Origin of the sequence: Saccharopolyspora gloriosae (genome assembly GCF_022828475.1) — a bacterium.
In the GTDB taxonomy this organism is placed as follows: domain Bacteria; phylum Actinomycetota; class Actinomycetes; order Mycobacteriales; family Pseudonocardiaceae; genus Saccharopolyspora_C; species Saccharopolyspora_C gloriosae_A.
Genome location: NZ_CP059557.1, coordinates 904,953 through 917,820, shown reverse-complemented (window position 1 = coordinate 917,820; position 12,868 = coordinate 904,953). Strand labels below are relative to the sequence as shown.

The window sequence follows — 12,868 nt, the reverse complement described above, 5'->3', positions numbered from 1 at the left end:
TAAGGCACGGCCTTCGCCGCAAGGCATGGGCTTCGCTTCGAAGTATGGCCTCTGGGTGCAGGGCAGGGTTGTTTTGCCGCTGTTCGCGGGTTTCGTTGCGAAGGGTGGTTTCGCCTGGGTGGGTTGGTCAGTCGAGGGAACCGAGCATGGCGCAGGCTGTGGCGTGGTCGGTGGGGAGAGGTGCCTCGCGGACTCGGACCGGGCCTACCGGGTGCAGGGCCGGGTCGCCTTCGATTCGGCGGTGGACGAGTGAGCGGACGCGGTCGCAGCGGGATTCGAGGTGCGGCTCGCGGGGAGCCAGGACCGCCGCCGTGTCGGAACGCAGCAGGGACACCGTCTCGCCCGAGTCGAACACCTCGCGCAACGCGTCGGCCGCCAGCACCATCGCCATCATCAGCGGATACCCGCCGGTCTCCGGCTCGATGTCCAGCGACACCGTGATCAGCACGTGGCCCGCGTCGGCCGGCCTGCCCGTCGCGAACGCCCCCGGTACACCTCGTGCAACCGAGTGCGCAGGTAGGACGCCGTGGTCAGCCCGGTGAGCGGGTCCTGCACCTCGTGTCCCGCCGAGTACTCGGCCTGCACGTCCGCCCAGCCGAGCGCCACCGGGCGCAACAGCCACGCGGGCACCGCGTCCTGATCGGGCGAGACCAGGCCGTCCGTGCCGTCGTCGATGCTCACCGCGTGCAGTGCCGCCACGTCCAGCAGTGCCTCGGCCAGCCCGACACCGGCCTCCGCACGTGCCGCGCCGAGCCTGCCCAGCGGCACCGTGAGGTCCTCGCCCAGTGCCATGGCCCGGCACAGCGCGTCCACCGCCCGCACACCCCAGTCACTCGGGAACGGCCAGCCCGCGGCGAGGCTGGCCGTGCGCCAGCGCATCCGCAACGACCTGTCGACCCCGTTGCAGCCCTGAATCCAATTGCTCATCCTGACCCCCTTTCACAGGGGAGACGACCAGCGCGTTCGATCATGACGGAACACTGCGTGCAAGGACCGCGGAGTCGTCGATCACAATGGGGCGCGGCGCTCATTCGCATCACGTTGGCGGATCGACGACCGGTGCCGCGGATGGTTCGATATAGCCGATCTGCTCCGATCGGCGGTGTCCGGACGGGTCCGGTCGGCCGGGTCGAGCGGCGGCCCGCTCCGCAGCGGCCACCGGCACCGGAAACCCCGCACGCCTCCGACGGGGCGGCGCGCGCCGGGTTCCGACGGGACTGCGGAACCGAACAGCGATACATCCCGGACAGCGGACCACACAAAGGAAGGTGCGGCGTGGCCACAGCCCCGGCCGAAGCGCAGGGTCCCAGCGACGGCGAGTTGATCGAAGCCGTCCGGCACGGTTCGACAGAGGCCTACGGGACGCTCTACGAACGCCACGTCGCCGCCGCGCACAACATGGCCAGGCAGGTCGCGAGATCCCAAGCCGAGGCCGACGACCTGGTGTCGGAAGCGTTCGCCAAGGTGCTGTCCACGTTGCGCGACGGCCGCGGCCCGACCACGGCGTTCCGCGCCTACCTGCTGACCTCGCTGCGCCACGTCGCCTACGACCGCACCCGCCGGGAACGCAAGGTGCAGCTGACCGAGGACGTCACCGAGGTGTCCGGTGCGGACGTGAGCGTCCCGTTCACCGACACCGCGATGGCCGGGCTGGAACGGTCGATGGCCGCACGAGCCTTCGCCCGGTTGCCGGAGCGCTGGAAGACCGTGCTCTGGCACATCGAGATCGAAGGTGAGACGCCCTCCCAGGTCGGCCCGCTGCTCGGGCTCACGCCGAACGGCGTGTCCGCGCTCGCCTACCGGGCGCGCGAAGGCTTACGCCAGGCGTACCTGCAGGTGCACCTCGGCTCGCTGAACGACGACGAGCCCGGTGTGGCCTCCTGCCGGGCCACGGCCGATCGGCTCGGGGCGTGGACGCGCGACGGCTTGTCGAAGCGGGAGACCGCGCAGGTCGACAACCACCTCGACGGGTGCGACCGGTGCCGGGGCTGGCGGCGGAGCTCGCCGACGTCAACGGCGGGTTGCGCGCGATCATCGCGCCCCTGGTCATCGGCACGGGCGCGACGGCCTACCTGTTGTCCGGCGGTGGCGCGACGGCGACCGCCGCCGCGGCGGGCGCGGGCGCGGGTGCCGGTTCGGCCGCGAACGCGGGCAGCGCGGTGCCGCGGCAGGCGGTGTCCGGGGCCGCGGCCTCGGGCGCGCTGGTGCTCGCGCTGGCGCTGGCGTTGACCTCCGGGACCGCGCCGATGCAGCCGGTCGCTTCCGCTCCGCCACCACCACCCCCCGCCGCACCAGCGCCGGCACCTCGGCCTCCCGCGCCGCTGCCCCCGGAACCGGAGCGCCCGCAGGCACCGGCGCCGCGACCGGCACCGCCCGCTCCGGCGACCCCGCAGCTCGACGCGCACGGCCCGACGAAGCCGCTGACGCTGGTGCCCGGCGGCGATCCGGTGGCGCTGCCGATCAACGTGGCGAACTCCGGCACCGGCCCGTCCGAACCGGTCACGGCGATCCTGACGTTGCCGCCCGGCGTCAGCTCGGAGATCCCCGGCGTGACCACCGTGCAGTCCGGCCCCGCCGGGACCGCGCCCGCCTCAGCCCGGACCTCGGCGGCCCGGGCCGCCGAGGCCGCCGCGAGTGGTCCGCCGGTGCGCTGCGAAGGCTGGACGGGCGGAGTGCAGTGCACCTCCGAACGCGGCCTGAACCCCGGTGAGCAGCTCACCTTCGATCTGCACACGACGGCCGCCGCGAACGCCACGGGCGGCGAGATCAGCGCCCGCATCCTCGCCGGCGCCGACCTGGACCTGCCGCTGTCCGCGATCCAGGTCAAGCTGCGCTCCGGGGACGGGGTGGACGTGGCGCTGTCGACCACGCCGCACCCGGTGCACGATCTGCTGCTGGGCGACGACATCCCGGAAGGCCCACCGCTGCGCCTGCTCCTGGACGTGCGCAACACCGGCGTGACCCGCGGCCGCGCGGAGGCCGTCACGCACCTGCCCGACGGCGCGCACGCGCTGGGGATCCCCCGGAGTGCTCGCTGGTGCCGCAGGACGACGAGCTGCACTGCTCGGCTGAGCTGGACCCCGGCGAGTCCTACCAGGGCAAGGTGTGGCTGACCGCGCTGCCGACCGAGCGGCGCGGCGGAACCGGGGAGGAACGCGAGGTCACCATCCCGGCGAGCGCACGGCTGGGCACCGCCGACGACAGCACGGAGCTCACGGCCCGGCTCTGGTACCCGTGGTCCCCGGCCCCGCCGGAGCCCTGCCCGCTGCCCCCCGGCTGGCCGCTTCGCCCGCCGGAGTCGTGGCACTGCTGGCTGCCGGGCTGGCCCGAGCACCCGCTCCATCCGGAACCGCCCCGGCCCGGCGAACCGCCCCGGCCCAGCGAACCGCCTCAGCCTCCGGAACCCACCGAGTCCCCGGAACAGTCGACGGAACCGGCGCCGTCCGAACCTTCCATGAGCCCCAGCCTTCCCATGAGCCTCAGCCGCCCGGCGACTCCGAACCGGCTCCGCCGTTCCTGGAACCGCTGCTGCCCCCGAAACCCTCACCCGCACCGCGCCCTTGGCACCACGACTGGTGGCCGCTGCCCGACGCCCCCGGTCGCTGAGCGCCGGTACTCCGGCCGAGCGAACGACGAAAACGACGCAAGTTCAAGAAGCCTGAGCTCGGCCGGTTAAAATCGCGGCGATGTCAGTTGTGGAGACCGTGTTGGCCCGTGTTCCGCTCCCGTTGCGGGATCGTGCGATGCGGCATCGTGAACTGGTCAAGTTCGCGATCGTCGGGGCGAGCACGTTCTTCATCGACTCGGCCATCTTCTACGCGCTGAAGCTGACGATCCTGGTGCCGAAACCGGTCACCGCGAAGGTCATCGCCGTGCTGGTGGCCACGATCGTGTCGTACGTGTTGAACCGGGAGTGGTCGTTCCGCACCCGAGGCGGCCGCGAACGCCACCACGAGGCCACGCTGTACTTCCTGTTCAGCGGCATCGGGGTGGCGCTGTACGCGGCGCCGCTGTGGTTCTCCCGGTACGCGCTGCACCTGCAGACCCCTTACACCAGCAGGTTCGTCGAGGAGATCGCGGACTTCACGGCCGCGCAGATCGTGGGTCTGATCCTGGGCATGGTGTTCCGCTGGTGGGCGTTCCGGAGGTGGGTGTTCCCCGCGGACGAGTCCCCGGATGAGCCGGCCGACGACGCGGACTCCGCTCCGGGATGCGGGAACACCGAGCCGGGCCGCTCAGGTACCTCGTCCCCGGAAACCCCGAGCATCGAGCGGCCCGAGATGGATCAGCGCGGCCTGGATTCGATCTTCCACGGCACGCCGAGCACGTCATCGGCCCTCGCCACCGGCAAGAAGATCTCGAAGAGCGCGGGCCGCGCCTTGCTCAACTCCAACCGGCCACCATCGGCCTCCACCAAGGCCCGCGCCAACGCCAGGCCCACGCCCGTGGAACCGCCCGCGGAGAACCCCCGCTCGAACACGTAAGGCACCAGCTGGTCCGGCACGCCCGGCCCCGCGTCACCGACCTCCACCACGACGGTGCCGCCGCCGTTGCGCGCGGTGAGCGTCACGGTGCCCTTGCCGTGGCGCACCGCGTTGTCCAGCAGCACCCCGATGGCCTCCCGCAGCCGCCCCGGCGTCGCCCTGGCCAGCAACCCCTCCGGCACCCGTTGCCGCAGCGTGCGGCCCTGGGAGCGCAGCGGCTCCCGCCATTCGGCCGCCGCCTCGGTCAACGCCTCCGACACGTCGAGCGGCTCCGCGTCCCTGGCCCGCGCGGCCGTCGCCGCCGCCAGCAGGTCGTCGAGCACGTTGGAGAGCCGTTCCGCCTGCTCCAGCGCCGCCGCGGCCTCCTCGGACACCTCCGGATCGGGCGCGGTCGCCAGCGCCTCCAGCCGCAGCTGCAACGCGGTGAGCCTGCTGCGCAACTGGTGCGAGACATCGCCGACGAGTTCCCGCTCCCGCTGCACCAGCTGCGACAACGCCGCCCCGGAAGCGTCGAGCGCATCGGCCACCCGATCCAGCTCCGGCACCTCGTGGCGCTTCGGATCGGCCCGGAAATCACCCGCGCCGAGTCGCGCCGCGCGCGCCGCCACGTGCCGCAGCGGATCCGCGAGCCGCCGCGCCGTCAAGCCCGCGACCACCATTCCGGTGCCCGCCGACAGCACCACCAGCAGCAGCACCAGCCCGGCGACCTGGAACTGCTGGGTGCGCACCGGGGCGCTCGGCGCGGACAGCGTGACGGTGCCGCTCTGCACCATCGGCACGCTCTCCGTCAGCGGCGATGCGCCCGGGTCGGAGCCGTAGACGTACTCGTGGTCCTTGGTCCGCACCATCAGCCGCGCGTCCCGAGGAACGGCCAGCAGCACCGATTCCACGTCGATCGGATGCCGGGAGGCGACCTGCTCGTCCAGCGAGGTGGCGATCTGCTGGGAACGAGTGGACAGGTCGGCGCGGGTGAAGTCCTCCACCAGCTTCAACGCCGTCACGCCCAGCGGCAGGCCCAGCACGACCGCCGTCACCGCCACCGCCAGCAGCGTCGCGACCAGAATGCGCCGGTACACGGAACGATCCGTCAGTCCGCGTTGAAGCGGAAACCGACACCGCGCACCGTGGCGATCCGCTGCTCGTCGGCTCTCCCGTTGCCGTCACCGAGCTTCCGGCGCAGCCAGGAGATGTGCATGTCCAGCGTTTTGCTGCCCTTGCGGCTGGCTTCCGGCCACACCTCGTCGAGGATCTCCTCACGGGTCACGACCTGGCCGGCGTGCTGCATGAGCACCCGCAGCAGCTCGAACTCCTTGTTCGCGAGGCCGACCTCCGCCTCGTCGACGAGCACCCGCCGCGCCGTCAGCTCCAGCCGCACCCCGGAAGCCTCCAGCGTCTCCGGGGAGCCGCGGCGCAGCAGTGCCCGGATGCGGGCCATCAGCTCGGCCAGCCGGAACGGTTTCGCCACGTAGTCGTCGGCACCCGCGTCCAGGCCGACGACGAAGTCGACCTCATCGGTGCGCGCGGTGAGCATCAGCACCGGAAGACCGCGGCCTTGCGCGCGCAGCCTTCGACAGACCTCCAGCCCGTCCATTTCGGGCAGGCCTAGGTCCAGCACCATCAGGTCGATCCCGCCGGAGGCGGCCTCCTGCAACGCCGAAGGACCGTCCTCGATGACCCGCACCGAGTAGCCCTCCCGCTGCAGCGCCCTCGACAACGGCACAGCAATGGCTGGGTCGTCCTCGGCCAGCAGCACTACGCTCACGCACCCCACCCTAGAGGTCGGTCATGATCAGGTTGGGTTCCTAGGCGGTTAGTGGTCTCCGCCGGGTCTGGTAGCCGCACCGCACCGGGCCACTCGGCCGGGTCCGTGCGCTGCGGAGGGACGGCGTTTCGGCGGCTCCCCCGGCAACGGGCGGCGGAGAAGGCCACCACCGTCCCTCCGCGGGCGGACAGTAAGGTTCGGCGGGTGACGAACGTCGATGACCTGGAACTGGCGCTGCGGCTCGCGGACACCGCGGACGAGATCACCTCGCACCGGTTCCGCGCCCGAGACCTCAGCGTGGACCGCAAACCCGACCGCACTCCCGTCACCGACGCCGACCTCGCCGTCGAGGACGCCGTGCGGGCCGTGCTCGCAGAGCAGCGCCCGGACGATCAGGTCGCCGGGGAGGAGCGCGGCGGGGACATCTCCACGGCGCGGACCTGGGTGCTCGACCCGATCGACGGCACGAAGAACTTCCTGCGCGGGGTGCCCGCCTGGGCCACGCTGATCGCGCTCGTGGCGGACGGGACGCCGACGGCCGGGGTGATCAGCGCGCCCGCACTGGGCAAGCGCTGGTGGGCCGCCGCCGGGCGGGGAGCGTGGACCGGAACGCGGGACGCCGCCGAGCGGATCTCGGTGTCCGGGGTGCGGGAGATCTCCGACGCCTACGTCTCCACGACGCACCTGGGCACCTGGGTGGAGCACCACTCGCGGGAGGCGTACCTGCGACTGGTCGATGCCTGCTGGGAGAACCGGGCGTTCGGCGACTTCTGGCAGCACTGCCTGGTGGCCGAAGGCGCCATCGACCTGGCCGCCGAGCCGATCGTGAACCCGTGGGACGTGGCCCCGGTGCAGATCATCGTCCAGGAGGCGGGCGGCGTCTTCACCGACCTGAGCGGCCGGGTGGGCTTCCAAGGCGGCTCAGCCCTCAGCAGCAACACCCACCTCCACAGCACGGCCCTTGGCCTTCTCGGTTGATCTTCGGAACTGCCTGCGCGGGGTGTGCGGGTGGCGGAACCTCAGGTGTCTTCTCGCTGCGGGATCTTTTTCCCAAGTGGCTCCGCCACGAGGGAAAAAGCTGTCCTCGCGAGAAGACACCTGAGAACCCGCCGGTGGTCATCCTGCTTACGTGGGCTATGTGCTTCGCACATACAGGCACGGCCTCCGGCCGCAAGGCACGGCTATGCCGCAAGGCACGGCCTCGCCGTTGACGAGGACAACGGCAAAAGCCGTTAGCCGTGCACGGAGACCTGCGGTGGGGGTCAGGGGCTGGGGTGCCGTGGGGTGGGGTGTCGGGTTCTGCGGGATTCGCGGGCGCGGCCGTGCGGGCGGCGGGGCGGTCGGGGTCGACGGGGCCGATCACGCCGCGCAGCGCCTGGGTCCAGGTGAGCCTGCCGAACAGGTAGAAGCAGGCGACCTGCTCGCTGGTGAACCGCGCCCAGTCGTAGCGGTTGCCCTGTTCGCGCCAGAACACTTCCCAGCCGGGCACGCCGTCGATCTCCTCGCGCAGCAGGCACCAGGTGTGATCGGCCTCGGTGCCGAGCGACACGAGCTCGGCGGGGACGCCCATCGCGGTCAGCCAGCCGAGCATCGATTCGGTGTTCACTTCGCGATCTCCTCCGTGGCCTCGTGCCTGTCCACCCGCCGCGAGGCGCCGCCGGACATCGGTCGAGTCGGCCGCTCCGGTGTCCTCGCCCCGTCGGCCGCAGGGCCGTTGTCCCCCGGTCCGTTGACCGCAGGGCCGCCGTGCTCAGGAACTCCGGGATCGCCGTGCCGTTCGGACTCGGCGTCCGCCGCCACCTGCTCCGAAGCCACGCCGGACTCGGCGCGCTCCGCCGCACCCCGGCGCTCGGCCGCGTCGATGACGTCGCGGTCGAGCCGCAGCGTGCCCGCCTCCGCGGCCAGCCGCGCCGTGGTCAGCTCCGCGAGATGGCCCAGTGCGACGAGCTCGGCCAGCGAATGCGTCAACCGGTACCGCACACCGCCGCCGGTTCCCGCGAACCACGGCTCCGACACCGCCCACCACACCGGGAGCGGACGCAGCACCCGATACCGGTGGTACGGCAGTTCCAGGTACTCGGGCGGCAGGCTGCGCCGCGTGAACGCGGTGCCGTCCGGCGCCGCGATCCAGCCGGTGCCCGCGCCCAGCGCGTCGAGCACGGTGTCCGGTTCCAGCACCACCGGTTCGCCCGGCTCGGCGCCGCCCTCCGGCACCGACTCCGAAGCGGGCCAGCGGTGCCCGGCGGGGCCGGTGTAGCGGCGTTCCCATTCGAGTTCGCTGAGTTCGGCCAGCGGCTCGTGGCCCGTGGTGAAGTCCGCGGGAAGCTCCGCGCCCTCCGGCTCCTCTTCAGCGGCCGCCTCGCCGGAGCCCGTCCTGGCGAGGGCGTCGCGATCATCGACCAGGTCCGCGCGAGGGTGGTCCTGAGGCGGGAACCTGCGCCCCGCCAGCGGATCCACGGCCTCGGCGGGCGCAGGCAGCTGACGGCTGGCGCTGGCCGCGGCCACCGGGAGATACCCGATCGGGAACTGGTGCAGCATGAACGCCACGGTCTCCTTGCGGTCACCTTGGCGAGGGCGTGCGGCGGGGTCGGCGTGCTGCTCCGCCGCGCCCGGCCGCTGCCCGAATTGCTGCTGGCCGGGTTGTTGCTGGCCGGGCTGACCGGACCCGTGCGGCCGTCGTCCCGGCCCGTGCGCGGGCTGGTCGTGCTGCCCCTGCCGGTTGTGCGGCCCCGATCGAACCGACGGGTCCGGGCGGTTCGGGGGCGCCGGAGGGCCTTGCCGACCGGCCTGGTTCGGGGTCGCGGCACCACCGCTTCCCTGCCCGGGAGCTCCGGTGCGTCCCGGAGGGCGACCGCCCTGCTGACCGGCAACGGGGCGTCCCTGTCGAACCGGCTGCGCGAACGCGCCCGCTCCCTGCGGGGGCCGTCCGGGCGCGGCGGCGAACCCGCGCGCGGACACCTGGCCGCCGTGCGCGGGCGCCACCGGATGAGAAGCCGGACCGGGAGGCGGGGAGGCCCACGCCTGGCGCACCGGATGCGGCGCGGTCACCGAAGCCGGATCGACGTCCTCGGGGACCCAGCCCGCCCCGGATCCGCGCACCTGCACGGAGATCGGCCCGGTGTGCTCGCCGTCGCCGCGCCACGGCACGTTCGCACCGCCGTTCCCGGCGGCACCATCGCTCGAGTCCGCCTGCCCGGTTTCCGCGCCCTGTCCCGTCACTGCTCCGACCGAACGCGCGGCGGATGAAGCGGTGGCGCCCGCCTCCAGGCCCGCTGCCACCTCGTCGGCACGGCCTGCCTGCTCATCGGTGGCCACGGCCACTCCCCTTTCCGCAGACGCCGGCGCCGCTGGGCACCGCTTCGGTCGAGCACCGCTCGGAGTGCACCCGCACGCCCCGCGTCCGGCACGTGAGCCGGGCCGACCGTGGGACGCACGCCGTGCGTTGATGGTTCCATGTTGATCCTCCCCGACCCGAGCCGGATCCCGCACCCACCGTCGCGCGGCGGAGTCGAGCTGCGATGATCCGGGGCATGGCGACGATCGCGTACGAGGACCTCACGCCGGGACGAGTCTTCGACCTGGGCTCGGTGCGGATCGATCGGGACGAGATGGTGGCGTTCGCCCGACGTTTCGATCCGCAGCCGTTCCACTTGGATGAGGAGGCGGGCAAGCGGTCCGTGCTCGGCGGCCTGTGCGCTTCCGGCTGGTACACGTCCTCGCTGTGGATGCGGGCCTACGTCGATCACGTGCTTGCGGACTCCACCTCGCAGGGCTCGCCCGGCGGCAACGAGCTGTCCTGGTCGGCACCGGTGTTCCCGGACGACGAGCTGCGCTTCGGCATGACCGTCAACAGCGCGCGGCCGACCAAGAGCAGGCCTGGCCTGGGCCTGGTGGAGATCAGCGGCACCGCCGACCGAGGCGAGGACCGCATCATGCGGTTCACGTTCGTCGCCCTGTTCGGCACCCGCGACGCGAACCGACCCGTCAGCTGAGGGCTTTGACCACCCGGGAAGGGCTGGGGCGGCCGAGTTGTTCGGCGAGCCACGCGCTCGTCGCGACCAGCGCGGTGAGGTCCACGCCGTGTTCGATGCCCAGGCCGTCGAGCATCCACACCAGGTCTTCGGTGGCGAGGTTCCCGGTGGCCGATTTCGCGTAGGGGCAGCCGCCCAGCCCACCCGCCGATGAATCCACTGTGGACACCCCGTGCCGGAGTGCGGCGCAGGTGTTGGCCAGCGCCTGCCCGTAGGTGTCGTGGAAGTGCACGGCCAGCTGGGACGACGGCACTCCCGCGGCGGCGAACGCCCGCAGCACCGACTCCACGTGCCCCGGCGTGGCGACGCCGATGGTGTCGCCGAGCGAGAGCTGCGCGCAGCCCATCTCCAGCAGCCGCCGACCGGCCGACACGACCTGCTCGACCGGAACCGGGCCTTCCCACGGGTCGCCGAACACCATCGACAGGTACCCGCGAACCGCGAGCCCCTCGTCCACCGCTCGCCGCACCACCGGCTCGAACATGGCGAACTGCTCGTCGAGCCCCCGGTTCAGGTTGCGGCGGGTGAACGACTCGGTGGCGGCGGCGAAGATCGCGATGTCGGTGACGCCCGCCTCCAGCGCCCGGTCGAGACCGCGCGCGTTCGGCACCAGCACCGGATACCGCACCCCCTCGCGCGGGTTCAGCCCGGCGAGCACCTCGGCCGCGTCGGCCAGCTGAGGCACCCACTCCGGGCGCACGAAGCTGGTGGTCTCCACGATGCGCAGGCCCGCGGCGCCGAGCCGGTGCAGGAACTCCAGCTTCACCTCGACCGGAACGACGCCCTGCTCGTTCTGCAGCCCGTCGCGCGGTCCGACCTCCCAGATCGTCACCGCTTCCGGCAGCGCGGCCGCCTCCGGTGAAGGCACCCGCATCGGCAACCCCAGCTCCGGAGCACTCATCGCCGCTCCCACCTGTCCTGGTCGTCCTGCTCGGATTCGTCGTTGACCTCGCGGTAGAGCAGCGTGTGCACCCGCTCCACCTTGGGGATGTCGTCGAACTCCAGCGGCTCGTCGGAAGCGGACTCGACGATCAGCGTGCCGCAGCCGAAGAGGCGATCCACGATGCCGTGGCTGAACCGGACGCTGTTGATGCGCCACATCGGGATGTCCACACCGGTACGGGTGAACACCCCTTCCCGCACCATCAGCCGCCGCGAGGTGACCACGAAGTGCGTGGTGCGCCAGCGGATCAGCGGCGCCAGCGTCCACCAGATGATCAGCACACCGCCGACGACGGCGAGCGCGATCCACAGCGGCACGTTCCACGGCAGCTCGGCGGCCAGCGCGGCCAGGTAGGAGCCGCCGCCGACCACCACCAGGAACAGCAGCACCGGGAGAGCGAGCATCTTCCAATGCGGGTGCGTGTGCACGACCACGTACTCGTCTTCACTCAGCAAGCCGTCCGGATAAGCCACCGGAGATCCCTCCCAAAATTCCCGATGCCGATCACGCTACCCGTAGGACACGTTTGGAGATGGATCTACGTAGGTGTCCGGGTGGCGGCTTCTCGACGTGGGCTGTGCGCTTCGCGCATCCAGGCACGGCTACGCCGCTGACGAAGAAGCGGAACAGAAGCCATCTTCAGGCGCCTGCTCAGTTCGAGCGGAGGTGGACTACGTCTCCTGCTGAGATCGGGGTGCTGGCGCCGTCGACGCCGCGGACCACCAGGCGGCCGCCGACGTCGATGTCGGTGGCCGTGCCGAGCAGGTCGTTGCCGCCGAGCTCCACGCGGATCCGCTGCCCCAGCGTGCCGCACAGCCGCTGGTAGCGGTCCAGCAGGCCGCTGGCCACCACGTCCCCGTTCGCCGCGCGCCACCGGTCGTCGGCGGCGGCGAGCGCGGTGAGCAGGCGGACCGCGAACTCCTGGCGATCCACGGTGACGCCCTGTTCGGCGAGCGAAGTGGCGGGCAGGCCGCCCGCGCCACGCGGCAGGTCGTCCGGGCCGTGGTGCACGTTGACGCCCATGCCGAGCACGATCCCCAGGCCCTCCGCGGTGGTGACCGCTTCGGCGAGGATGCCCGCGGCCTTCTGCCAGTGGTCCTCGTCGCCGAGCAGCAGGTCGTTCGGCCACTTCAGCGTCGCGCGCACCCCGAACATGTCCCGCACCGTCTCGGCGAGCGCGACCCCGGCGATCAGCGGCAGCCACGCGAGCGCGCTCTGCGGCACGGTCTCCGGGCGCAGCACCACGCTGACGTGCAGGCCGTAGCCGGGCGGGGAGATCCAGGTGCGCTGCAACCGGCCGCGACCGGCCTGCTGCTCCTCGGCGAACAGCACCGTGCGGTCGGCAGCGCCCGCACCGGCGGCGGCGACCAGGTCCGTGTTCGTAGACCCGGTCACGGTGACCACGTCGAGCGCCGCGAACGGCCCTTCGTCGACCAGCCGCCTGCGCAGGTCCGCTTCATCGAGCATCGCAACCATGCCGCAAGGTTACGAGCGCCGACCGACCGGACCACCACCGACCTGCGCCGACGCGCCCGATCCGGCGGATCCCTGCGCCCGCCGCGGCCCTTCTCGTCTTGTCAGCGGCGAAGCCGCTGAGCAACGACCACCGAAGCAGCACAACCACCGGCGGGTACTCAGTGAGCCTCTC

Annotated in this window: 12 protein-coding genes and 2 pseudogenes; 5 read left to right on the top strand and 9 right to left on the bottom strand. The window is 72.2% G+C overall.

What is annotated here, in order from left to right:
• Nucleotides 1-127: 127 nt before the first annotated feature.
• The gene (locus H2Q94_RS03950; RefSeq protein ID WP_243792106.1) at nucleotides 128-448 is read right to left on the bottom strand and encodes a hypothetical protein; all 321 of its coding nucleotides are present in this window, start codon (nucleotides 446-448) and stop codon (nucleotides 128-130) included.
• The gene (locus H2Q94_RS03945; protein WP_243792104.1) at nucleotides 442-927 is read right to left on the bottom strand and encodes a hypothetical protein; all 486 of its coding nucleotides are present in this window, start codon (nucleotides 925-927) and stop codon (nucleotides 442-444) included. The genes H2Q94_RS03950 and H2Q94_RS03945 overlap by 7 nt, the downstream gene beginning before the upstream one ends.
• A gap of 348 nt (nucleotides 928-1,275) precedes the next feature.
• Here H2Q94_RS03945 and H2Q94_RS03940 point away from each other — a divergent pair, with 348 nt between their 5' ends.
• The 3 genes and pseudogenes from H2Q94_RS03940 to H2Q94_RS03930 form a co-directional block, all read left to right on the top strand.
• Nucleotides 1,276-2,229, top strand: coding sequence for a sigma-70 family RNA polymerase sigma factor (locus tag H2Q94_RS03940; RefSeq protein WP_243792102.1), 954 nt, complete (start codon nucleotides 1,276-1,278; stop codon nucleotides 2,227-2,229).
• Entirely contained in the window at nucleotides 2,175-3,113 is a 939-nt protein-coding gene (locus H2Q94_RS03935; protein WP_243792100.1) for a hypothetical protein, read from the top strand. Before H2Q94_RS03940 ends, H2Q94_RS03935 begins: the two co-directional genes overlap by 55 nt.
• 573 nt (nucleotides 3,114-3,686) lie before the next feature.
• A pseudogene (locus H2Q94_RS03930) lies at nucleotides 3,687-4,193 on the top strand (GtrA family protein); the annotation flags it as partial.
• A gap of 92 nt (nucleotides 4,194-4,285) precedes the next feature.
• On the opposite strand, the gene H2Q94_RS03925 reads toward H2Q94_RS03930, so the two are convergent.
• Nucleotides 4,286-5,560 (bottom strand): ATP-binding protein, encoded by a 1,275-nt coding sequence (locus tag H2Q94_RS03925; RefSeq protein ID WP_243792098.1) that lies wholly within the window; start codon nucleotides 5,558-5,560, stop codon nucleotides 4,286-4,288.
• Between the two features lie 11 nt (nucleotides 5,561-5,571).
• Nucleotides 5,572-6,246, bottom strand: a complete 675-nt coding sequence (locus H2Q94_RS03920) for a response regulator transcription factor (protein WP_243792096.1) — start codon at nucleotides 6,244-6,246, stop codon at nucleotides 5,572-5,574.
• A 204-nt stretch (nucleotides 6,247-6,450) separates the two neighbouring features.
• Here H2Q94_RS03920 and hisN point away from each other — a divergent pair, with 204 nt between their 5' ends.
• Entirely contained in the window at nucleotides 6,451-7,224 is a 774-nt protein-coding gene (gene hisN / locus H2Q94_RS03915) for a histidinol-phosphatase (protein WP_243792094.1), read from the top strand.
• A gap of 376 nt (nucleotides 7,225-7,600) precedes the next feature.
• On the opposite strand, the pseudogene H2Q94_RS03910 reads toward hisN, so the two are convergent.
• Both H2Q94_RS03910 and H2Q94_RS03905 read right to left on the bottom strand, forming a co-directional pair.
• Nucleotides 7,601-7,852 (bottom strand): annotated as a pseudogene (locus H2Q94_RS03910) (hypothetical protein); the annotation flags it as partial.
• On the bottom strand, nucleotides 7,849-9,561 hold the full coding sequence (locus H2Q94_RS03905; RefSeq protein WP_243792092.1) for a glycohydrolase toxin TNT-related protein: 1,713 nt from the start codon (nucleotides 9,559-9,561) through the stop codon (nucleotides 7,849-7,851). The pseudogene H2Q94_RS03910 and the gene H2Q94_RS03905, both read right to left, overlap by 4 nt.
• 215 nt (nucleotides 9,562-9,776) lie before the next feature.
• Between H2Q94_RS03905 and H2Q94_RS03900 the strand changes: the two genes are divergently transcribed.
• Nucleotides 9,777-10,238 carry a MaoC family dehydratase gene (locus H2Q94_RS03900; protein WP_243792090.1) on the top strand — a complete coding sequence of 154 codons (462 nt, stop codon included), beginning with the start codon at nucleotides 9,777-9,779 and terminating at the stop codon, nucleotides 10,236-10,238.
• Here H2Q94_RS03900 and H2Q94_RS03895 read toward each other — a convergent pair.
• The 3 genes from H2Q94_RS03895 to H2Q94_RS03885 form a co-directional block, all read right to left on the bottom strand.
• Entirely contained in the window at nucleotides 10,231-11,178 is a 948-nt protein-coding gene (locus H2Q94_RS03895) for a hydroxymethylglutaryl-CoA lyase (protein WP_243792088.1), read from the bottom strand. The two genes, H2Q94_RS03900 and H2Q94_RS03895, sit on opposite strands and share 8 nt — an antisense overlap.
• The gene (locus H2Q94_RS03890; RefSeq protein ID WP_243792085.1) at nucleotides 11,175-11,693 is read right to left on the bottom strand and encodes a PH domain-containing protein; all 519 of its coding nucleotides are present in this window, start codon (nucleotides 11,691-11,693) and stop codon (nucleotides 11,175-11,177) included. Before H2Q94_RS03890 ends, H2Q94_RS03895 begins: the two co-directional genes overlap by 4 nt.
• 178 nt (nucleotides 11,694-11,871) lie before the next feature.
• Nucleotides 11,872-12,696: a biotin--[acetyl-CoA-carboxylase] ligase gene (locus H2Q94_RS03885; RefSeq protein ID WP_243792082.1), complete on the bottom strand. Its 825-nt coding sequence runs from the start codon at nucleotides 12,694-12,696 to the stop codon at nucleotides 11,872-11,874.
• Between the last annotated feature and the right edge of the window lie 172 nt (nucleotides 12,697-12,868).

Bases quoted from the DNA above. Each gene is read 5' to 3' on its own strand.
- H2Q94_RS03945 (WP_243792104.1), bottom strand. From the start codon at position 927: ATGAGCAATTGGATTCAGGGCTGCAACGGGGTCGACAGGTCGTTGCGG.
- H2Q94_RS03900 (WP_243792090.1), top strand. From the start codon at position 9,777: ATGGCGACGATCGCGTACGAGGACCTCACGCCGGGACGAGTCTTCGAC.
- H2Q94_RS03895 (WP_243792088.1), bottom strand. From the start codon at position 11,178: ATGAGTGCTCCGGAGCTGGGGTTGCCGATGCGGGTGCCTTCACCGGAG.
- H2Q94_RS03885 (WP_243792082.1), bottom strand. From the start codon at position 12,696: ATGGTTGCGATGCTCGATGAAGCGGACCTGCGCAGGCGGCTGGTCGAC.